General features: G+C 64.1%; 10 protein-coding genes. 9 read left to right on the top strand and 1 reads right to left on the bottom strand.

Annotated features, from left to right (window positions below; all coding sequences use genetic code 11):
• The first annotated feature begins 86 nt into the window (after positions 1-86).
• The 8 genes from treZ (at position 87) to glgB (ending at position 17,594) form a co-directional block, all read left to right on the top strand.
• Positions 87-1,838, top strand: a complete 1,752-nt coding sequence (gene treZ / locus BTW08_RS13500) for a malto-oligosyltrehalose trehalohydrolase (RefSeq protein ID WP_246837746.1) — start codon at positions 87-89, stop codon at positions 1,836-1,838.
• The gene (malQ, locus tag BTW08_RS13505) at positions 1,835-4,057 is read left to right on the top strand and encodes a 4-alpha-glucanotransferase (RefSeq protein WP_075563048.1); all 2,223 of its coding nucleotides are present in this window, start codon (positions 1,835-1,837) and stop codon (positions 4,055-4,057) included. Before treZ ends, malQ begins: the two co-directional genes overlap by 4 nt.
• Complete coding sequence (gene treY, locus BTW08_RS13510; protein WP_075563049.1) at positions 4,054-6,783, top strand: malto-oligosyltrehalose synthase; 2,730 nt, start codon at positions 4,054-4,056, stop codon at positions 6,781-6,783. The genes malQ and treY overlap by 4 nt, the downstream gene beginning before the upstream one ends.
• 178 nt (positions 6,784-6,961) lie before the next feature.
• A complete protein-coding gene (locus tag BTW08_RS13515) occupies positions 6,962-7,474 on the top strand; it encodes a DUF2934 domain-containing protein (RefSeq protein ID WP_075563050.1) in 513 nt (170 codons plus the stop codon).
• 80 nt (positions 7,475-7,554) lie between these two features.
• Positions 7,555-9,744 carry a glycogen debranching protein GlgX gene (glgX, locus tag BTW08_RS13520; RefSeq protein ID WP_083627875.1) on the top strand — a complete coding sequence of 730 codons (2,190 nt, stop codon included), beginning with the start codon at positions 7,555-7,557 and terminating at the stop codon, positions 9,742-9,744.
• A gap of 195 nt (positions 9,745-9,939) precedes the next feature.
• On the top strand, positions 9,940-11,973 hold the full coding sequence (locus BTW08_RS13525) for an alpha-1,4-glucan--maltose-1-phosphate maltosyltransferase (RefSeq protein ID WP_075563051.1): 2,034 nt from the start codon (positions 9,940-9,942) through the stop codon (positions 11,971-11,973).
• 21 nt (positions 11,974-11,994) lie between these two features.
• A complete protein-coding gene (gene treS / locus BTW08_RS13530; RefSeq protein ID WP_075563052.1) occupies positions 11,995-15,360 on the top strand; it encodes a maltose alpha-D-glucosyltransferase in 3,366 nt (1,121 codons plus the stop codon).
• Positions 15,357-17,594 (top strand): 1,4-alpha-glucan branching protein GlgB, encoded by a 2,238-nt coding sequence (glgB, locus tag BTW08_RS13535; RefSeq protein ID WP_075563053.1) that lies wholly within the window; start codon positions 15,357-15,359, stop codon positions 17,592-17,594. Before treS ends, glgB begins: the two co-directional genes overlap by 4 nt.
• On the opposite strand, the gene treF is transcribed toward glgB, so the two are convergent.
• The gene (treF, locus tag BTW08_RS13540) at positions 17,565-19,121 is read right to left on the bottom strand and encodes an alpha,alpha-trehalase TreF (protein WP_075563054.1); all 1,557 of its coding nucleotides are present in this window, start codon (positions 19,119-19,121) and stop codon (positions 17,565-17,567) included. The genes glgB and treF overlap by 30 nt on opposite strands.
• A 369-nt stretch (positions 19,122-19,490) precedes the next feature.
• On the opposite strand from treF, the gene BTW08_RS13545 reads away from it, so the two are divergent.
• Positions 19,491-21,731, top strand: a complete 2,241-nt coding sequence (locus tag BTW08_RS13545) for a mechanosensitive ion channel domain-containing protein (protein ID WP_246837744.1) — start codon at positions 19,491-19,493, stop codon at positions 21,729-21,731.
• Positions 21,732-22,275 lie beyond the last annotated feature (544 nt).

The following is a 22,275-nucleotide window of genomic DNA, read 5'->3' on the forward strand; positions in this document are numbered from 1 at the left end:
CAACAGGAATCACCGGGCAACCCGGCGAGCCGAGAAGGGCGTCGTGGACACCGTCTTACGGTGCTTCGCCAGTCGCCGACGGGCGTATTCGTTTTCGGCTGTGGGCGCCGAGCGCGCAACGCGTCGACCTGGAGTGCGAGGGGCTGGACCCGCAGCCGATGAGGCCCATGGGAGACGGCGATTTCGAGCTCGAACTCGAATGTTCGCTGTCGACGGCCTATCGATACCGGGTTTTCGTCGAGGGTGACGACGACGGCATGGCAGTTCCCGATCCGGCATCGAAAGCCTTGCGCGACGGCGTCGATGGGTCGACCTGCGTGGTCGATCCCGACCGCTACGCCTGGCGGCATCCCGAATGGACCGGCCGGCCGTGGCAACAGACGGTGATCTACGAAGTGCATCTGGGGGCCTGCGGCGGCATCGAGGGTTTGCGTCATCGCCTGCCGGCGCTGGTGGAGCTGGGGATTACCGCGATCGAACTGATGCCGCTCGCCGAGTGTCCGGGCGAGCGCAACTGGGGCTACGACGGTGTCCAGCCTTACGCCGTTGCTGCCTACTACGCATCGCCTGATGAGCTCAAGGCCCTGATCGACGAGGTCCACGGCCACGGTCTGATGATCTTTCTCGACGTGGTCTATAACCACTTCGGGCCGGATGGCAATTTCCTGACGCATTACGCCAAGCCTTTCTTCCGTGACGATCTGCAGACGCCATGGGGCGGCGCCATCGATTTCCGGCGGCCTCAGGTACGGCGTTTCTTTATCGACAACGCGCTGATGTGGCTGCTCGAATATCGTTTCGACGGGCTGCGTTTCGACGCCGTTCATGCCATCAGCGAGCGGAATTTCCTGGTCGAGCTGGGCCAAACCCTGCGTGAGCGCGTAGGCCCCGACCGGCACTGCCATCTGATTCTGGAAAACGAGCACAATCAGGCCAGCCTGCTGGCGCCGGGGCTCTACGATGCGCAGTGGGCGGACGACTGGCATAACACCCTGCATGTGCTGCTGACCGGTGAGCGCGAAGGCTACTACGCCGACTTCGTCGACGACGCGACGCAGAAGCTCGCGACCGCGCTGGGCGAAGGGTTCGTCTATCAGGGGCAACCCTCTCGCAAGGGGGAAGCGCGTGGTGAACCCAGCGGTCATCTGCCGCCCACCGCATTCGTCAATTTCCTTCAGAACCATGACCAGATCGGCAACCGGGCACTGGGCGAGCGTCTGCCGCTACTGACCGAACCCGAGGCGCTCGATGCGGCAACCCTGCTGTTACTGCTGTCGCCCGCCATTCCGTTGCTGTTCATGGGCGATGAGTGGGGCTCGACGCGGCCGTTTCTGTTCTTCACCGATCACCACGACGCGCTGGCGGACGCGGTGCGGGAAGGGCGTCGCCAAGAGTTCGCCGATTTCCCCGCGTTCCAGGATCCGGAACAGCGACAGCGCATTCCCGACCCCAATGCCGCGGCCACGTTCGAGGCGTCCTGCCTCGACGACGCCGAGGCCGCCGCGCCCGAACACCGTCGCGTCCGCGAACGCTTTCGTCGCTGGCTGGCACTGCGACATCGGCACATCATTCCCGGACTCGAGGGTGCCCGCGCGATCGGTGCCCGGGTCGTCGCCGACAAGGCAGTGGAATCCCGCTGGCAGCTGGACGACGGGCAGATGCTGACTATCGTCATCAACCTCTCTTCGCAAGCGGTTGTTGTGGAGCCGCAGGGCGCGCCGCTGGTCTGCTCGCGAGAGGACGTGACCGATGCCGTGGCGAGCGGCCAGCTGCCGGCCCTGGCCAGCGTCGTCTGGCTGCGGCCATCGGATGGCTCGGCGGGAGCGTCGCGCGCATGACGAACCATCGCAATGATCGCCCTCAATCATCAGCCCCGCCCGGCGGCTCGCTGCAGCAACTGGCCGAAGCGGTCGGCTTGTTGATCGACTGGACCGGCAGCGACGGCCAGCCGCAGTCGCTGTCGCCAGCACGTCAGCGCGAGATGCTCACTCATCTCGGCTGGCCGGCCGGCGACGAGGACGAGATTGCCGCCAGTCTGGCGCGATGGCGGGCACGCCACCGGCCGGCGGCATTCGAACAACTGCCGCCGCTGCTGATTGCCGATCAGGGCGCTCCCTGGCGCGTGCCGGTGGTCGACGGCAGTGGCTGCGCTTTCGCCCTGCGACTGGAAAGCGGGGAGACGCTGGATGGGCATCTCGACGCCAGCGGCTGTCTACCCGCGATCGAGGAAACGGGGTATCACCGGGTGAGTTTCCTTACCGAGCGCGGTGACGAGAGCGTAACCCGGGTGCTGGCGGTGGCGCCGCCGCGCTGCTTCACCCTCGACGATACTGCCCGCGAGCAGGGCGAGGCCCGGCCAAGCTACTGGGGCGTCGCGGTACAGCTCTACGCGCTTCGGCGTGACGGCGATGGTGGTATCGGCGATCTGCAGGCGCTCGCCGAGCTGTGTACGAGTATCGCGCGAGCGGGCGCCGATGCCGTCGCCATCAGCCCCATGCATGCGCTGTTTGCCGCGCATCCCGAACGTTTCAGCCCCTATTCGCCCTCCAGCCGACTGTTCTACAACGTCTGGCACGCGGCGCCGGAGTGCCTGTTTGACGAGCAAACGTTGAGCCAGGCGCGGGCGCCGTTCAGCGAGGCCATGGCGAAGCAGGCAACGCTTGAGTTGATCGACTGGCCCGCCAGCGCGCGGCTCAAGCTGTCGATGCTGGAACGGCTGTTCGTGCATGTTCAGCATGATGAAGGTGCGCTGGCCTGGCGCTCGCAGCTGGTCGCCTTTCGTCGCGATGGCGGTGACGGTCTCGAGCGCCACTGCCGTTTCGAAGTGCTGCAGGCGCATGCCGACGTCGCCGACTGGCGCCAGTGGCCCCAGGCGTGGCAGGACCCCGGCAGCGATACGGTCGAAGCCTTCGCCGAGCAGCACCGTGAGGCGATCACCTTTGCCGTGTTCCTGCAGTGGCTGGTCGCCGCCGGGCTCGACCGGATCCAGACCGAGGCGCGTCGGGCCGGCATGGCAATGGGGCTGATCGCCGATCTTGCCGTGGGTGTCGATCCGGCCGGCAGTCAGGCCTGGAGCGATCCCTCCGAGCTGTTCCCGGGGTTGAGCGTCGGTTCACCGCCGGATGCCTTCAACGCCCAGGGTCAGAGCTGGGGCGTGGCGGCGTTCTCGCCCGAGGGGCTGGTCGATAGCGGCTATCGCGGTTTTCTGGCCATGCTGAGGGCCAGCCTTGCCCACGCCGGCGGCTTGCGTATCGATCATGTCCTGGGGCTGTCACGGCTGTGGCTGGTGCCGGAAGGGGCGTCGGCGCAACAGGGTGCCTATCTGCGCTATCCGCTGGATGATCTGCTGCGCCTGGTGTCACTGGAGTCCTGGCGCCACCGCGCCATCGTCATCGGCGAGGATCTGGGAACCGTCGAAGAGGGGCTGCGCGAGAAACTGGCGGCACGCGGCGTGCTCGGTATGAGCGTGATGTGGTTCGAACGCGATGGCGAAGCGTTTCTGCCCGCCAACGCCTGGCGCGAGACCACCATGGCCACTACCAGCACTCACGATCTGCCCACGGTGGCGGGGTGGTGGCTGGAGAATGATCTGCGCTGGCGCGATCGGCTGGGGCTACTGGCACCGCAAGAGACGCTTGCCGAACTGAGTGAGCAGCGCCGCCAGGATCGGCATCGGCTGGCCAGCGTGTGCGGCCTCGACGAGATCGCCACCGCCGTCGGCTCGGAAAAAGCCCATGGCGATTCGGACGACGTCATTAACGATTCGAGTGACGGTTCGAGTGACGATTCGAGTGGCGGTTCAAACGAGGGCGTGAACGTCGACGATGTCATCGACGCGGTACTGGTGCATGTGGCCACGACCCCGACGCCGCTGGCGCTGTTTCCGCTGGAAGATTTGCTGGGGCTGAAGGAGCAGGCCAATCTTCCCGGCACTTTCGACGAGCACCCCAACTGGCGACGGCGCTTGCCGGCGCCCGCGCCGCAGGCGCTGAACGATTCCGCGGTACAACAACGTCTGGCACGCATCGATCGCGTGCGTCGGGAGCGTCGAACATGAGGTCTATCCGCGCCACCATCCGGTTGCAGCTCCATGCCGGATTCACCTTCGACGATGCTCGTCGGCAGGTCGACTACTACGCGGCCCTGGGCGTCAGCCATTTTTATCTGTCGCCGTTTCTCGCCTCGCGAACGGGGTCAACGCACGGCTACGACGGCGTCGACCCGACTCGGGTGGACCCCGAGCTGGGTGGCGAAGCGGGGCTGGCGCGGCTGGTCGAGGCGTTGCAGGCGGCCGATATGGGTATCCTGGCCGATATCGTGCCCAATCATCTGGCCGTGGGGGCCGAGAACCCCTGGTGGCAGGATGTATTGGCTCACGGCCGCGACAGCGATTACGCCCGCTGTTTCGATATCGACTGGGAGCAGCCCGGCGCCGACGGCAAGCTGCTGTTGCCGTTCCTGGGAGATCGTTATCTCCAGGTGCTGAATGACGGCGAACTGACGCTGGCATGGGACGCAGCGCTCGGCGCCTTCTTCATTGGCTATCACGAGCACCGCTTTCCGCTGGACCCGGCGCATACCGCCGAGCTGCTGGCGGCCCTGCCCGACGACGCTCGTACGGCGCGTGATCGCCAAGAATCGAGCGACGACGACCCGGCCATCGCCGCGATTCTCGCCCGGCACGATGCCGCGACCGCCGAGGGGCGGGGGCGGTTGCATGCGTTGCTGGAGCGCCAGGCGTATCGACTCGCCCACTGGCGTACTGCCAACGACGCGCTCAACTGGCGGCGGTTCTTCGATATTACCGAGCTGGCAGGGGTGAGCGTCGAGGACGAGAGCGTGTTCGATCTCTCCCACGCCTATCTGTTGTCGCTGGTCGAGCGGGGGTGGATCGAGGGGCTACGCATCGATCACATCGACGGGCTCGCCGATCCCAAAGGTTATGCGCTGCGTCTGCGGGCGCGGCTCGAGGCGATTGCCGAACGGCGTGGCGACAGCGCCGGGGAAAACCTGCATCCACCGATCCATCTACCCATCTATGTCGAGAAGATTCTCGGCGATGGCGAGCATCTGCACACCGACTGGGGCGTCGACGGCACCACGGGCTACGAGTTTCTCGACCTAGTCTCGGGCGTTCAGCATGACCCGGCCGGGCGTGAACCGTTGACCCGACTGTGGCGAGATATCAGCGGTCGCTCGGGGGGGGTCGCCGGCGAAGTCGAGACGGCTCGCCGCGAGATGCTCGACGGCCCGCTGACGACCGAATTCGAGCGCTGCGTCAGAGCGGTCGGCGCGTTGGCCAGTGCCAACCCCGGCACGCGCGAGTTCAGCCTGCCGGCGATTCGACGGGTCGTCGGTGCGCTGGCGGTCGGCTACCCGGTCTATCGCAGCTATGCCGACCTCGAAGGGCGACCCGAGCTCGACGCCGAGGCGTTCGACCAGGCCCTGTGCGCGGCGCGTTCGCGGCTGTCCTCGGCCGATGCCGGCTGGCTCGAACGGCTCGATGACTGGCTCGGCGGGAGTGCCCCGGCCGCTTTCGAACAGCCCGAGCGGGATTTGCGCCTGACGGCGATGACGCGCTTTCAACAGCTGACTTCGCCGCTGGCGGCCAAAGCGGTGGAAGATACCGCCGGTTATCGCTCGGCGGTGCTGCTGTCCCGCAACGACGTCGGCTGCGAGGGAGATCACTTCGCCTACACGCCTCACCGTCTGCATGCGGCTAATCAGGAGCGTCTGCGGCGATTCCCACGCGGCATGTTGACCACCGCGACCCACGACCACAAGCGTGGCGAGGATGTTCGGGCACGGCTGGCGGCACTCAGCGAATTGACCCAAATAATAGTGCCGAAAATGCACGCCTGGGCGCATGATCGACGTCTGTACGATAGCGACGAAATTCCCAGCGGCGGGGATCGCCTGATGATGCTCCAGCTGCTGTTGGCGGCCTGGCCGCTGGGGCTGGAGTCCGGCCCCGAGCTGGAACCCGGGGCGGACCTGGAGTCCGAATTCGTCTCCCGCCGCCGCCAGGCGCTGAGCGCCTTCGCCGATCGTCTCGTCGCCTGGCAGCAGAAAGCAATGCGGGAAGCCAAACTGCAGAGCCATTGGCTGGCGCCCGACGAAAGCTACGAGCAGGCCGGCGAAGATGCCATTCGTCGCGCCCTGACCGGCGACAAGCTGACTCGCGAACTGGCCGAGACGGCGGCATTGCTGGATCTGCCGGGTGCGATCAACGGTCTGGCGCAGGCGGTGTTGAGGCTCTGTTCGCCGGGCGTGCCCGATCTCTATCAGGGCACGGAATTCTGGGATCAGTCGCTCGTCGATCCCGACAATCGTCGCCCGGTCGACATGGCGGCGCGGCGCGAGGCGCTGGACGCCGCCGAGATGCCCGTGTCGGCGTGGCGGCACTGGCGTGATGGCGGCGTCAAGCAGGCTGTCGTCCAGCGTCTGCTGGCATTGCGGCGTCAGTATCCGGCGCTTTTCAGCGAGGGGGAATACGTGGCGCTACCGGCTGTCGGTGCCTACGCCGATCACGTGCTCGCTTTCGCTCGCCGGACAGCGGGCATGACGTTGGTGGTCGTGGTCCCGCGGCTGCCGATGGCGCTGCTGAAAACGCCGGACGGCACGCAGCTGCAATGGGCGGATACCGCGTTGCCTCTGGACGCCTTGGAGCTGAACGGGGCCGGCGAACCTTGGTTGACGCCGTTACCCGTGCATGCCGCCGGCGCTCTGGCGCTCCACGAACATTTGTCGGACTTCCCCTGCGGCGCGTGGCTATGGACATGATGAACATGGTGTCTGCCCAGTCAGGGTCGGCAGTCAAAGTCGACATCGAGAGTCGGCGTCAAGCGTCGGCGTTAAGCGTGTCATGGCAAGGCATCGATCATAACGATGTCGAATCAACGGATCCGGTGAGGCAGGGATCGCCTCGCCCTACGACGAAAAGAGAACGGAGGACGTCACGATGACGAGTCGCGAACAACGGGTACGGATGCTGGCCTATCGCATCTGGGAATCGGAAGGTCGTCAGCAGGGGCAGGAAGCGCGGCACTGGGAGATGGCCGAGCGTATCGTCGAAGCCGAGAACGCGCGGGAGGAGGAACACGAATGGCTCGAAGCGTCGGACGAGCCTTCGCCGCTGGAAGGCGAGGATCCCCCGGCCGAGCCCGACGAACTGGGTATCGATGAGCAGCGTCTGCCTTTGGATGACCCGGAGACGGAAGCGCGCAAGGAAGAGGATACCGGCGTCGAGGTGCATGCCAAGCCGGAAAAGGCCAAGTCTTCTTCCCGGCGCAAGACGGCGGACAGTAGCGGAAGTGGCGACAGTAGTGAAAGTGGCGAGAGTAGCGAAAGTGGTGAGAGTGGCGACAAGCCGGCACCGCGCAAGCGCGCCACCAAGAAGAGCCCGGAAGCGGAGAGCAAGAAACCCGCCACGCGTCCCCGCAAGCCGCGCGGTACCGGTAACAAGAGCGAGTAAGGCGACGCTCACGAAAGTGAATCGTCGTTCAACCAGCGTTGAGGAACCCGGGCATTGCCTGGTTTTCGACGGAGCGAGACATGACCGAGCGGCACGAAATCGACACGGATAGTGAAATGACCGTTCAGGGTGGCGTGGTACAGCCATCGCGCATCAGTGAAGGATTGCCCTACCCGCTGGGGGCGACCTGGGACGGGCTAGGCGTCAACTTCGCGCTGTTTTCCGCCACTGCCACCATGGTCGAGCTCTGCCTCTTCGACGAGAGCGGCGACCAGGAGATCGAGCGTATTGCGCTGCCGGAGTACACCGACGAGGTGTGGCACGGCTACCTGCCCGATGCACGGCCGGGGCAACTCTACGGCTATCGCGTGCATGGGCCGTACGATCCAGAAGCGGGGCATCGTTTCAACCCCAACAAGCTGCTGATCGACCCCTACGCCAAGCAACTGGTCGGCGAGCTCAAGTGGGACGATGCGTTATACGGCTACACCATCGGCCACGAGGATGGCGATCTCAGCTTCGACGAACGCGACAGCGCTCCTTTCATGCCGCGCTGTCGGGTCATTGATCCGGCGTTCACCTGGGGCCGATCGGCCGAAATCATGGTGCCGTGGAGCGACACCGTCATCTACGAGACGCACGTGCGCGGCTTCACCATGCGTCATCCGTCCATCCCGGAGGATCTGCGCGGCACGTTCTCCGGGCTCGCGGCCCCCGAGATCATCGATTACCTCAAGCAGCTCGGCATTTCGTCGCTGGAGCTGATGCCGATTCATGCGTTTGCCGACGACCGCCATCTGCAGGAAAAGGGGCTGCACAACTACTGGGGTTACAACACCCTGGCCTTTTTCGTGCCTCACCCGCGCTACATGGCGACCGAGACGATCAGCGAGTTCAAGCAGATGGTCGCGCGCTTCCATGCCGCCGGCATCGAAGTACTGCTGGACGTGGTCTACAACCACACCGCGGAAGGCAACGAGATGGGGCCGACGTTGTCGCTGAAGGGTATCGACAACGCCTCCTACTACCGCCTGATGCCCAAAGAGCCGCGTTTTTACATCAACGATACCGGCACCGGCAATACTCTGAATCTGTCGCATCCCCGTGTCCTGCAGATGGTCACGGATTCCCTGCGTTACTGGGCCTCCGAGATGCGTGTCGACGGTTTCCGTTTCGATCTGGCGACGATTCTGGGCCGCGAAACCGACGGCTTCGACGAGGGTGGTGGCTTCCTCGACTCCTGCCGGCAGGATCCGCTGCTGTCGCAGTGCAAGCTGATCGCCGAGCCCTGGGACTGTGGCCCCGGCGGCTATCAGGTCGGCAAGTTCCCCCCTGGCTGGGCGGAGTGGAACGACCGCTTCCGCGACGACATGCGCGCCTTCTGGCGTGGCGACGAGGGCAAGCTGCCGGCATTTGCCAATCGCCTGACCGCCTCCGCCGATCTCTTCAATCACCGGGGTCGCAAGGCGTTCTCGTCGATCAATTTCATCACCGCTCACGACGGCTTCACGCTGCGCGATCTGGTCAGCTACAACGACAAGCACAACGAGGCCAACGGCGAGGACAACCAGGACGGCAGCGATGACAACATTTCCTGGAATCACGGTGTCGAGGGCGAGACCGACGACGCCGAGATCCAGGAATTGCGCATGCGCCAGATGCGCAACCTGCTGGCCACGTTAATGCTGTCCCAGGGCACGCCGATGCTGCTGGCAGGGGACGAGTTCGGTCGCACGCAGGGCGGCAACAACAATGCCTACTGCCAGGACAGCGAGATCGGCTGGGTCGACTGGGATCTGTCCGACGAGGGCCGCGAGCTGTTGGCTTTCACCCAGCGCCTGATTCGACTGCGGCGCCAGTATCCGATTCTCGAGCGTGGCCGCTTCATGACCGGCGACCTGATCGAGGAACTGGGCATCAAGGATGTGACCTGGCTCAAGCCTGACACGACTGAAATGGAAGACGGCGACTGGCATGAAGGCGGCGTCAAGGCGATCGGTGTCGTTCTCGACGGTCACGCCCAGCCCACGGGTATCCGCGCGCCCGGCAAGGACGTCACGGTGCTGCTTGCCATCAATGCGAGCGAGGCGCACGTCCTGTTCGTGTTGCCGACGGTCCCCGGCGGCAATCAGTGGGTTCGCCGTGTCGATACCTTCGATCCGGCCGCCCAGGATGTTCGTGTCGACATGCAAAGCGAGTACGGCGTCGAAGCGCACAGTCTGGCGCTTTTCGAGCTTGTCGAGAGGCAGGGCGGAGCTCCCCATGCGTAGTGCGAACCATAGCGCGAGCCTGGCGTCTGCCGATATGGCCTCACCGATGGCCATCGCCTGATGGAACGCTCGCTGGCGATGCGGGAACGCATTCAGGATTCTGCTGCGCCGTAATCGGCCATGCCGCGCGAAGGTTCGCGTGGCATGGCCGCTGGACAGACTGCAACTCCACCTCATGGACGGAAGGAGACGCCAGTGACTACGAGTTCATCCCCTCAGCCGGCGGCTGAAGTGGCGGCTACACCCTCTCGGCGAGATGATGCCGCCTTGGCGGCGGCGCACGCGCCACGCATTGCCATCGAGTCCGTTCACCCCTCGCTCGAACTCGGTCGCTTCGCCGCCAAGACGACTGTCGGCGAGCCGGTCGAGGTCTCTGCGATAATCTTCGCCGACGGTCACGATGTGCTGGCCGCCGCCGTGAGCTGGCAGGACGATCAGGGGCAGCGGCATCGCGAACCGATGCGCCTGGTACGACCGCTGGGCAAGGATATCTGGGAAGGGAGCTTCACGCCGACCCGGGTTGGCCGGCACACCTTCATCATCGAGGCGTGGTGGGACGTGTTCGGCACCTACCGCGACGAGCTGTTCAAGAAGCATCAGGCCGGCGTGCCGGTGTCGCTCGAACTCGAGGAGGGCCGGCGGCTGGTAGTGGCTGCCGCCGAGCGCTCGGGAGACGAGCTGCGCGAGGCGCTGGCCGAGATTCACCAGCGCTTCCAGGCGTGTGGCAGTGATGGCGAGCGGGTCGGCGTCATGCTCGAGGCCTCGACCGCCCAGTGGATGCAGGCCGCCGACGCGCGACCTCATCTATCGCGCAGCGACGCGATCTACCCGCTAGAGGTGGAACGCAAGGCGGCCCAGTTTGCCAGCTGGTACGAACTGTTCCCGCGCTCGGAGACCGACGATCCTGCGCGTCACGGCACCTTCGATGATGTCCACAGACGGTTGCCGTTGATCCGCGACATGGGTTTCGACGTGCTCTACTTCCCGCCGATTCATCCGATAGGTCAGGCCCACCGCAAGGGGCGCAACAATACGCTGACGCCCGGCCCGGACGATCCCGGCAGCCCGTACGCCATCGGCAGCCCGGAGGGCGGCCACGAGGCGATCCATCCCGAGCTCGGTACCCGCGAGGACTTTCGCAACCTGGTCAGCGCGGCGGCCGAACACGGGCTGGAGATCGCCCTGGACTTCGCCATCCAATGTTCGCCGGATCATCCCTGGCTCGAGGCGCATCCGGGCTGGTTCTCGTGGCGCCCGGACGGCTCGATCCGTTATGCCGAGAACCCGCCCAAGAAGTATCAGGATATCGTCAACGTCGACTTCTACGCCGAGGATGCGGTGCCCTCGCTGTGGCTTGAGCTGCGCGACGTGGTGCAGGGCTGGGTCGACGAGGGCGTGAAGATCTTTCGCGTCGACAACCCGCATACCAAGCCGTTTCCGTTCTGGGAATGGCTGATCGCCGATATCCGCGACCGCGACCCGGACGTGCTGTTCTTCGCCGAAGCGTTTACCCGGCCGGCGGTTATGACTCGTCTGGGCAAGATCGGCTTCAACATGAGCTATACCTACTTCACCTGGCGCAATACCAAGGCCGAGCTGACCGAATATCTGAGCGAGCTCAACGAATCGCCGATGCGCGAATGCTACCGGCCCAACTTCTTCGTCAACACGCCGGATATCAACCCTTACTTCCTGCAGTCTTCCGGCCGGCCTGGATTCCTGATCCGCGCCGCGCTGGCGACCATGGGCTCGGGGCTGTGGGGAATGTATTCCGGCTTCGAGCTGTGCGAGGGCGAGCCGGTGCCGGGCAAGGAGGAGTATCTCGACTCGGAGAAGTACCAGATCAAGCTGCGCGACTATACCGCGCCCGGCAACATCAGCTACGAGATCACCCAGCTCAACCGCATCCGCCGCGAGAACCCGGCGCTGCAGACCCACCTGGGAGTGGCCTTCTACGCCGTTCATAACGAGCGTCTGCTGTATTTCGGCAAGCGCACCGATGACCAAGGCAACTTCATTCTGGTGATGATCAATCTGGATCCGTTCGAGGCCCAGGAGGGGGCCTTCGAGCTGCCGCTGTGGGAGTTCGAACTTCCCGACGAGGCGGCACTGCACGTGGAAGATTTGATGTCCGGTCACCGCTGGACATGGCAAGGCAAGTGGCAGTCGATCCGACTGGAACCGTGGCATTTGCCGTTCGCCATCTGGCGCATCCACCCGGTGCGCTGATCAGCCAAGGAGAAAGGCAACATGATGGATGCCAGCAGCGAGTCGCACGCCGTCGAGACCATCGATTTTCTCGACGATCCGTTGTGGTACAAGGACGCGGTCATTTACCAGGTACACGTCAAATCGTTCTTCGATGCCAACGATGACGGGATCGGCGATTTCCAGGGCCTGATCGAGAAGCTCGATTACATCGTGAGCCTCGGAGTCAACACGATCTGGATCCTGCCGTTCTATCCCTCGCCGCGGCGCGACGACGGCTACGATATCGCCGAGTACACCGGGGTCAGCCCTGACTACGGCACCCTCGAGGACGCCCAGCGCTTTATCCAGGAGGCGCACCAGCGCGGCCTGCGAGTGATCACCGAGCTTGTCATCAACCACACCTCGGATCAGCACGAATGGTTTCAGCGCGCCCGCCGGGCGCCGCCGGGTTCGCCGGAGCGCGACTTCTACGTGTGGTCGGACACCGACCAGAAATACCCCGGTACGCGAATCATCTTTCTCGATACCGAGTCGTCCAACTGGACTTGGGATCCGGTGGCCAATGCCTACTTCTGGCACCGTTTCTATTCGCACCAGCCGGATCTGAACTTCGACAATCCGCAGGTGCTCGAGGAAGTGCTCGAGGTGATGGCGTACTGGCTGGACATGGGCGTCGACGGGCTGCGACTGGATGCGATTCCCTATCTGGTCGAGCGCGAGGGCACCAACAACGAGAATCTCGATGAGACCCACGTGGTCCTCAAGAAGATCCGCGCGGCGCTCGATGAGCGCTATCCCGACCGCATGCTGCTGGCCGAGGCCAACCAGTGGCCGGAGGACACGCGGCCCTATTTCGGCGGCAACGAGAACGGCGAAGGCGACGAATGCCACATGGCGTTCCACTTCCCGCTGATGCCGCGGATGTACATGGCGCTGGCTCAGGAAGACCGTTTTCCGATCACCGACATTCTGCGCCAGACCCCGGAAATTCCACCCAACTGCCAGTGGGCGATTTTCCTGCGCAACCACGACGAGCTGACCCTGGAGATGGTCACCGACAAGGAGCGCGACTATCTCTGGAACCATTACGCCGTCGATCGCCGTGCGCGCATCAACATGGGTATTCGCCGCCGCCTGGCACCGCTGCTCGAGCGCGACCGACGTCGCATCGAGCTGCTCAACAGCCTGCTGCTGTCGATGCCGGGCACGCCGGTGCTCTATTACGGCGACGAGATCGGCATGGGCGACAACATCTACTTGGGCGACCGTGACGGCGTTCGCACACCGATGCAGTGGTCGATGGATCGCAACGGCGGCTTCTCGCGGGTCGATCCGGCCAAGCTGGTGCTGCCGGCGATCATGGACCCGCTCTACGGCTTCCAGTCGGTCAATGTCGAGGCCCAGACACGCGACCCGCATTCGCTGCTCAACAGCATGCGTCGGCTGCTCGAGGTGCGCGGCCAGCATCGCGTGTTCAGCCGCGGCACCATGCGGCCACTGTATCCCAGCAACCGCCATATCCTGGCCTATCTGCGTGAGCTGGTGCTGGACAACGGTGACAGCGAAGTGCTGCTGTGCGTGGCCAACGTAGCACGCAATGCCCAGGCGGTGGAGCTCGACCTGTCGGCGTTCGTCGGTCAGGTGCCGGTGGAGATGGTCGGCGGTAGCGCCTTCCCGCCGATCGGCAAGCTGCCTTATCTGCTGACGTTGCCACCCTACGGCTTCTACTGGTTCCTGCTGGCGCCTGAAACCGCGATGCCTGCCTGGCACGTGCCGGCCCCCGAAGCGATGCCGGACTACGTCACTCTGATCATCAAGCGTGAGCTCGAGGAGATTCTCGACGCTCCGTCGCGTGGCATGCTGGAGAACGAGGCGCTGCCCAAGTATCTGCCCAAGCGCCGCTGGTTCGCCGCCAAGCAGGCACGCCTTGACCGGGTGAAGCTTTTGTATGCCGTGCGTATCGAGGACACCCGGCACGCCATGCTGTTGAGCGAACTGGAGGTTCAGCACTCCCAGGGCACCGATCGCTACCTGTTGCCGCTGGGCTTTCTCGGCGAGGACGACCGCAGCGGTGCCATGGCCCAGCAGCTGGCCCTGGCGCGGGTTAGACACGGCCGCGATGTCGGGCTATTGACCGACGCGCTGGCGCTGGACGCCTTTACCCTGCGCATCCTCGATCTGCTGCGTGGCGGGGCGAACCTGCCGTGCGCTGACGGCGAGATTCGCTTTATGCCGACACCGGCATTGAGCGAACTGGAATTGCCGGAGGACGTCGACGTCGCCTACAGCAACGCCGAGCAGTCCAACAGCTCGGTGATCATTGGCCACCAGGTCGTGCTCAAGCTGTTCCGCCGTCTGGAGCCGGGCCTGCATCCCGAGGCCGAGATCAGCCGCTACCTGAGCGAGCAGGGGTTTGCCAACGTACCGCCGCTTTACGGTGAGGTGGCGCGCCGCAATGCCAATGGCGACTCCCAGACCCTGATGCTGGTGCAGGGCTTCATCGCCAATCAGGGCGATGCCTGGTCGTGGACGCGCAGCGCGCTGGAGCGGGCGATTCGCGAGGCGGGCGAGGAGAGCGTGCCGAACGCCGAGGAGAGCGGCTACAGCGCGCTGGACGAGCTCGAGGCGTTCGCCACCACCTTGGGGCAGCGCCTGGGCGAATTGCACCAAGCGCTGGCGTCGCCGAGTGATGATGCCGACTTCGCGCCGGAGCTGGCCGACGACACGCACGTGGCCGCCTGGTCGCAGCGCGTCCGCGAGCAACTCGAGACGGCGCTCGAGCTGCTGGAGCGCCATCGGATCGATGCCGACGAGGCCGATCAGGAGCGGATCGAGCGGGTGCTGGCCCAGCGAACGGCTTTGCTGGCGGCCGTCGAGCCGCTGGCGCAGCGGGCCCGGGGCAGTCTGCTGACTCGCGTCCATGGCGATCTGCATCTCGGCCAGGTGCTGGTTGCCCACGGCGATGCCTACCTCATCGATTTCGAGGGCGAGCCCGCCCGCTCGCTGGCCGAGCGGCGTGCCAAGGACAGCCCGCTGCGCGATGTCGCCGGCATGCTGCGCTCCTTCGACTATGCCGGCGCCAAGCTCGACGAAGCCGCTGTCGGCAAGCCCGGTGAAGAAAGCGCGATCGAGGTGGCCCAGGGGGTCGGCGAACGTTATCTGCTGGCCAGCCGACGCGCCTTCCTCGACGCCTATTGGCAAAGCAGCGCCGATATCGCCCATCGCTGGACTGCGGCGGAAGATGCCGGTGCCGCGCTGGACCTGTTCGTGCTGGAGAAGACGGTCTACGAGATTGCCTACGAAGCCGCCAATCGCCCCGCCTGGCTGGGCGTGCCGCTGCGCGGCCTGGCAGCCGTCGTCGACCAGCTATCCATGACATCAACTGCACATGAGAGGGGCATATGACCGATCTGAACGTCACTACCGTCAATGACGATGCCCTCTGGTTGTCCCCCGACGATGCCGAAGCGCTGGTTCGGGGTAGACACGGCAACCCGTTTTCCCTACTCGGCGTGCATGCCTGCGGCGGCGAGAGCGCGGAAGCCCGTCTGCTGCGCGTCTATCTGCCCGGTGCGCTGGGCGTGGACGTGCTCGACCGGGATACCGGCGAGCCACGTTGCAGCCTGACCGGCATCCAGGTTCCGGGGCTTTTCGCGGGTCGCCTGCCGCATGTCGCTCCTTACACCTTGCGCATCCGCTGGTCGGGCGGCGAGCAGCAGACCGAGGATCCCTACTCCTTCGATCTGCTGCTCGGCGAGATGGATCTGTATCTGCTCGGCGAGGGCAATCACCGCAATCTGGGTCACTGTCTGGGCGCCCAGCCGATGGAGGTCGACGGCGTGTCCGGCGTGCGCTTCGCCGTATGGGCGCCGAATGCCCGGCGCGTCTCGGTGGTGGGTCATTTCAACGCCTGGGACGGTCGTCGACATGTGATGCGCCTGCGCCACCCCGCCGGGGTCTGGGAGCTGTTCCTGCCTCGGCTGGGGCCGGGCGAAGCGTACAAGTACGAGATTCTCGACGCGCATGGCGCCATCGCGCTCAAGGCCGACCCGGTGGCGCTGGCCACCGAGACGCCACCGCACACGTCATCGGTGGTCGCCGACACCACGCCGTTCACCTGGCATGACGCCGAGTGGATCGCCCAGCGCGGCAAACGCCAGGCGCCCGACCGGCCGATCTCCGCTTACGAAGTCCACGCGGCCTCCTGGCGCAAGCACGGCGGGCACGACGGCCTCACCTACAGCTGGCGCGATCTGGCCGAGCATCTGATTCCCTACGTGCTCGAGATGGGCTTCACCCACGTCGAGCTGCTGCCGATCATGGAACACCCGTTCGGCGGCTCCTGGGGCTATCAGCCACTGAGTCAGTTCGCGCCCAGCGGGCGTTTCGGCAAGCCCGAGGACTTCGCCTATTTCGTGGACGCCTGTCATCAGGCGGGGCTGGGGGTGATTCTCGACTGGGTACCGGCACATTTCCCTACCGATGCGCACGGTCTGGCGCGCTTCGACGGCACCGCGCTCTATGAGTACGAGCACCCGTTCGAGGGCTTCCACCAGGACTGGGATACCTACATCTATAACCTGGGCCGGCGCGAGGTGCATGGGTTCATGCTGGCTTCGGCACTGCACTGGCTGCGTCACTATCATGTCGACGCGCTGCGCGTCGATGCGGTGGCGTCGATGCTCTACCGCAACTACTCGCGCAAGGAAGGGGAGTGGATTCCCAACCGCTACGGCGGACAGGAGAATCTCGAGGCGATCGAGTTCTTGCGCCACCTCAACGACGTGGTCGCCGAAGAGGTGCCGGGCGCTTCGGTGATTGCCGAAGAGTCCACTGCCTGGCCGGGCGTCACTCAGCCGACCTCGGAAGGCGGCTTGGGCTTTGCCTACAAGTGGAACATGGGCTGGATGCACGACACCCTGGAGTACGCCGCCAAGGATCCGGTCTATCGCTCGTACGCCCATCACGAGCTGACCTTTCCGATGGTTTATGCGTTCTCCGAGAAGTACGTGTTGCCTATCTCCCACGATGAGGTGGTGCACGGCAAGGGTTCGCTGATCGGCAAGATGCCGGGCGACGAGTGGCAGCAGTACGCCAACCTGCGCGCCTATCTCTCGATCATGTGGACCCAACCCGGCAAGAAGCTCCTGTTCATGGGCTGCGAGTTCGGCCAGTGGCGCGAGTGGAGCCACGATCGCGAGCTGGACTGGTCGCTGCTCGGCGAGGCGCATCATGCCGGCATCCAGAGCCTGGTCGGCGACCTCAACCGGCTTTATCAGGAAAAGACGCCGCTGCATCAGCGCGACACTGAGCCCGAGGGCTTCTCCTGGGTGGTCGGCGACGACAGCACCAATAGCGTATTTGCCTGGCTGCGCTGGAATCGGGTCGGCGAGCCGCTGCTGGTGGTCGCCAACATGACCCCGCTGCCGCGCTACGACTATCGGCTCGGCGTCCCGGTGATGGGCGCTTGGGAGGAGATTTTCAACAGCGATGCCGAGCGCTACGGTGGATCCAATCTGGGCAACGTGGGCCGAGTCGAGACCCTCGACACGCCGCTGCACGGCCAGACGGCCAGCGTGTCGCTGACGTTGCCGCCGTTGGGCGTGGTGTTACTGGTGCCCAGCGCGCTGAGCGAGTAGCGCCCGGGTCACGCCATTGGTCCAGCCAAAGCCATCCTGCAGCGGATATTCGCCGCCGATTGCGAAGTCCGCTCCAGGGTAGAGGACATATTTTTCCACCAGCTTGCGCTCGCGGCGATAGAGATCCTCGACCAGCGCCAGCCAGCGATCGGCGATATCGTCCGCAAGCTCGGTGAAACCGTAGGTTCGCAGGCCCTCGATCGCCATCCATTGCAGCGGCGCCCAACCGTTGGGATGGTCCCATTGCTCGTTGCTGTCGGTGATTTCGGTGGTGACGAGGCCGCCCGGTGCAAGGAGTCGGTTGGCAACGATATTGGCAACCCGCTCCGCTTGGGCATCGGAGGCCGCGCCCACGAACAACGGTACGACGCAGGCCGCGGTCAGGTGGACGCTGCTTCTCCCACGCGTGAAGTCGTAGTCATAATAGGCGCCTCTCGAATCGCTCCACAGGTAGTGATCCATCGCGTCGCGTCGCCGTAGTGCCCGATGGCGAAAGTCTCCTGCCTTGCTGTCGTCGCCGACGGCGGCGTGGAGCCGGCTCAGGGTCTGCTCGAGGTGGAAGAGCAGCGCGTTGAGTTCCGGGGTGACGAAGTGGGTAGTCCGAATCGAGCTCAGGTCCTGCACATCGTCCAGCCAGCGACCGCTGAAATCCCAGCCGCTTTCCGCACCGGCGCGGAGATCGCGAAACAGCGCTTCCGCGTGGCGGCGGGAGATGCCCGCCAGCTCCAGATCCTCGCGAAACGACTCTTCTCGAGGCGTGGTGCGATCGTCCCAATGACGATTCAGCCAGTGTTCCTCGCTGAGGCGCACACAGCGCCGGTGGCTCTCGCCGGGCGCCAATGTTTCTTCGCCGTCCATCCAGAACGCATACTCCTGTTCCAGCTGCGGCAGGTAGTCGATGGCGTCGCGCAGCCCCTGGCGTTCGGTCAACTCGACCATCATCGAGAACAGCGGCGGTTGCGAACGACTCAGGTAGTAGCTGCGATTGCCGTTGGGCATATGACCGTGGCGGTGGATGAGAGCGGCGCAATTGTCGGTGACGGCGCGCACCAGGTGATTTTCACCGCTGGCCGCCAGGCCCAGCATGATGAAATAGGAGTCCCAGTAGTAGTACTCGCGAAAGCGCCCGCCGGGAACGACATAGTCCTCACAAAGCGCCAACAGCGAGGACCAGCGCGGATGCTGACGCGAATTGCGCGTGAGCACCGGCCACAGGTTGTCGATGTGGGTGATCAGATCGTGCTCGGGCCGGGATTCGTAACCCTTGCCGGGGAGCACGTCGCTGTAGAAGTGATCGGCCACGAAGGCGCCGAGGTCGAATCCTGGCTGGCTGCGCTGCTGCTCATACGCTTCCATGATCTGCTCGGGTGGCTGCCGAGGTATGGCGTCGGCGAAGGTCTTGGAGTCAGGAAAGATATGCGCGAGAGCGACGGCCTCGAACAACTCGCCGTAGTGGTCGTAAGGGGTGATTGCTGCTTCGTCCCGAAAGTCAGCGTTTTCGGACCTCGTCTGAGGACTGTCGAGCATGCCGGTTTTCCTGGATAAGGAGTGGTTGTCGGTGACGAAACCGTACGGAATGACGTTTCATACTGCCACAGTAGACCGCCGTCTACCGGTACTAGGTTCCGCTAGGAAAACACTGCATAAATGTCTGCGCGGGCAAATCACTTCGTTGTGCGGTGCGCGAAATCCTCACCTATACCCCATAGGCTCCGGTTCCTGTGCTCCGTACGCCTCGTGCTTTACGCCGCTCGCCGACTTATTCAGCGCTTCCCCAGTGTGAACCCCTCGACTTCAGTCTCAAAACCAGCTTGGCGTTGTCGCCGGCGGTCTTGGATAGCATGATGTCGGCGACAAGCTATCGAAGACTCGATAGGAGCGCAGACAGGAGTCAACGTGAGCGGATTGAGACAGTGGGGATGGATGTGGGTACTGACCCTGATATTGGTGACTTCGACGTTCATGGTCAGTCTTCCGGCATCGGCGCAGTCCTTGTCATCACTGGTGAGCGGTGGCGGTCAGGCCAGCGGGACGAGTTCGGCCCCGACCCCGTCGCCGCAAGAGCTGCGCGCTTCGCTCGATCAAATCATCGCCACGCTCGACGACAGCGATCAGCGCCAGGCGCTGCTCGACCATCTCAGGCAGCTGCGTGACGCCACGGCAGTCGATGCAGGGAAGGAGAGCTCGGATGGACTGCTCGGTGCGCTGGCGCAGTCGTTTTCATCGTTGGAGACGGACGGTCTCGACAACCCGATCCGTTACTGGTCGGCGAAAGCGGAACAGGCCGGCAGCGATATCTCGGGGTTGAGCGATCGCGAACGGTTGACGACGATCTTCCTCGATCTGCTGTGGGTCACTGCGCTGTGGGTCGGCGTCACCGTGGTTCTCGCCATGCTGTGGCGTTGGGGCGTGGGGCTATTGGGGCTGATGTGGCATCTGCCTCCGGAACCCACGACCTGGATGCTGGTTCGCCATATCATCCGGCGCGTGGTGCCGCTAGCCATCGGTTTTGGCGTGGCGTTGACGACCGTTCATCAGCTTGCCACCGGTTCGGTCGGTAGCACGCTGGCCATGGTAGCGGCCTATGCCACGCTCTGCGGCGCGGTCTTCTCATCCATCTGTGAAATCGTCTTCTCGCTGTTCGGTAGTGGCCACCGCCATACCGCACTGCGCATTCTGCGTCGTCGCGGCGCTCGCTGGCTATTCGCCCTCGGCGCGCTGGTCGCACTGGGCGACGCAGCCAATGCCGAGGCCCTGGTAGGGCCGCTGGGTGAGGGGCTGACGGCATTTCTATCGCTACTCGCCAATGCCTGCGCTGCCGTATTGCTGGGCGTCTTCGTTCTGGTGTTCCGCCGGCCCATGCGCCATCTGATTCGCAACCGGCCCTATTCACAGCGTCAGGAGCGTCGCGCGACCACGGAGCTGATTCGGGTCTTCAGTCGAATCTGGCATATTCCGATTCTGATCATGGTCGCGGTTTCGCTGATCGCCATGATCATGTCGGCGGAGGATTCGCGGAGTGCCTTCTTCCGGGCGGTGATTACTGCGGGTGCCATGATCGCGACCCTGGTGGTCACCGGGCTGATTCACCGGCGTAGCGAGAATGTGCGCGATAAGCCCCCGTCCGAGTACATGGCGCGCCTGGCGCGTTTCGGCTTTACGCTGGCGCATCTGCTGAGCTGGCTGGTCTTCGCCGAGCTTGCGATGCGAGTCTGGGGCTCGTCGCTGTGGGCCGTGGGCAGCTCGGCGGGAATCAGTCAGCAGATCGCCAAGGGGGTGCTCGGGCTGGGGGTGACCTTCCTGCTCGCCTGGCTGATCTGGATTCTGGCCGACACCGCGATCAAGCATGCCTTGCTGCGAAGCAGCCGCCGCCATGGCCGTCGGGTCAATGCCAGCGCGCGTGCCCAGACCATCACGCCGCTGCTGCGTAATACCGTGTTCGTGACCATCGCGGTGATCGCGGTGATCATCGCGCTGGCCAATCTGGGCGTTAACGTCACACCGCTACTGGCAGGTGCCGGCGTCATCGGTCTGGCGGTCGGTTTCGGCGCCCAGACCCTGGTTCAGGACCTCATTACCGGGCTGTTCATCCTGATCGAGGATTCACTGGCGATCGATGATTTCGTCAATCTGGGAACGCACATGGGCACGGTCGAGGCGTTGAGCATTCGCACCGTCAAGTTGCGCGACCTGGATGGCATCGTGCATATCATCCCCTTCAGTCAGATCCAGGGCATTCAGAACTACTCGAGAGAGTTCGGTATCGCATTGATGCGGATCCGTATTGCCCATCACATGAAGATCGACGAGGCGATCGAGATCGTGCGCGGGATTGCCGAGGATCTGCGCAACGATCCGATGATGCGTCATCACATCTGGTCGGCGCTGGAGGTGCAGGGTATCGAGAGTTTCGACGCCGGTGCCGCCATTCTGCGAGTTCGCATGCGTACCGCGCCGATCATGCAGTGGGACGTGGCCCGCGCGTTCAACCTGCGCCTGAAGCAGCGTTTCGACGAGCAGGGCATCGACCTCGCCGTGCCGAGAATGAGCGTGGTGATGGAGCAGACGCCAATGACTGCCGGCGGTACAGGGCCGAGGGAGCCGGTGACGGCACCGGGAGCACCGGATCCGCAGTAGGGGCGTCGGCGATCAGGGCCACTTCACTGATCGTTCGGAATGATCGGACGCTTGAGGCTGTAATGTACAGAGCCAGCCATGACGACTTCTAAGCCTCGGCTGCAGCCAATGTTTACCAGCTCGTTGTCGCTGGTTCAGAGAAATATCGGCTTGAATCACAGGTTTTAAAATTCCAAGCCAGCTTGGCCGTTAGTCTTAACCACTAAAGGGTAAGCATTGGTTCTGTAAGGTTGTAGTAGAGTTGTACCGTTAAGTAAGTGGAAAGGATCTCCACACGTTGAATTTGATGACGTCGCGACTCAGTGAGGATAACGATGTCGATATGTGGGGTACGCAATGAGTCTGCTCAGTTTGGGTTATATCATCATCGCCTTTTCCGCTTTTGGTCTGTTCATTGCACTCCAACTTTGCAGTAGCGACAAGGCACCGTGGCAACCGTATGAGCGTCCGGGCCAACAGACCCGATCACACGAGACGGGTATCGAAGATAGATTCTGATCCACCCCAGTTGTGTAGTGGTAACAAGAAACCGGCAGCTTTGAAC

The organism is Salinicola sp. MH3R3-1 (genome assembly GCF_001937155.1).
Classification (GTDB): domain Bacteria; phylum Pseudomonadota; class Gammaproteobacteria; order Pseudomonadales; family Halomonadaceae; genus Salinicola; species Salinicola halophyticus.

Bases quoted from the DNA above. Each gene is read 5' to 3' on its own strand.
- treF (WP_075563054.1), bottom strand. From the start codon at position 19,121: ATGCTCGACAGTCCTCAGACGAGGTCCGAAAACGCTGACTTTCGGGAC.
- glgX (WP_083627875.1), top strand. From the start codon at position 7,555: ATGACCGAGCGGCACGAAATCGACACGGATAGTGAAATGACCGTTCAG.
- glgB (WP_075563053.1), top strand. From the start codon at position 15,357: ATGACCGATCTGAACGTCACTACCGTCAATGACGATGCCCTCTGGTTG.
- treY (WP_075563049.1), top strand. From the start codon at position 4,054: ATGAGGTCTATCCGCGCCACCATCCGGTTGCAGCTCCATGCCGGATTC.
- BTW08_RS13515 (WP_075563050.1), top strand. From the start codon at position 6,962: ATGACGAGTCGCGAACAACGGGTACGGATGCTGGCCTATCGCATCTGG.
- malQ (WP_075563048.1), top strand. From the start codon at position 1,835: ATGACGAACCATCGCAATGATCGCCCTCAATCATCAGCCCCGCCCGGC.
- treS (WP_075563052.1), top strand. From the start codon at position 11,995: ATGATGGATGCCAGCAGCGAGTCGCACGCCGTCGAGACCATCGATTTT.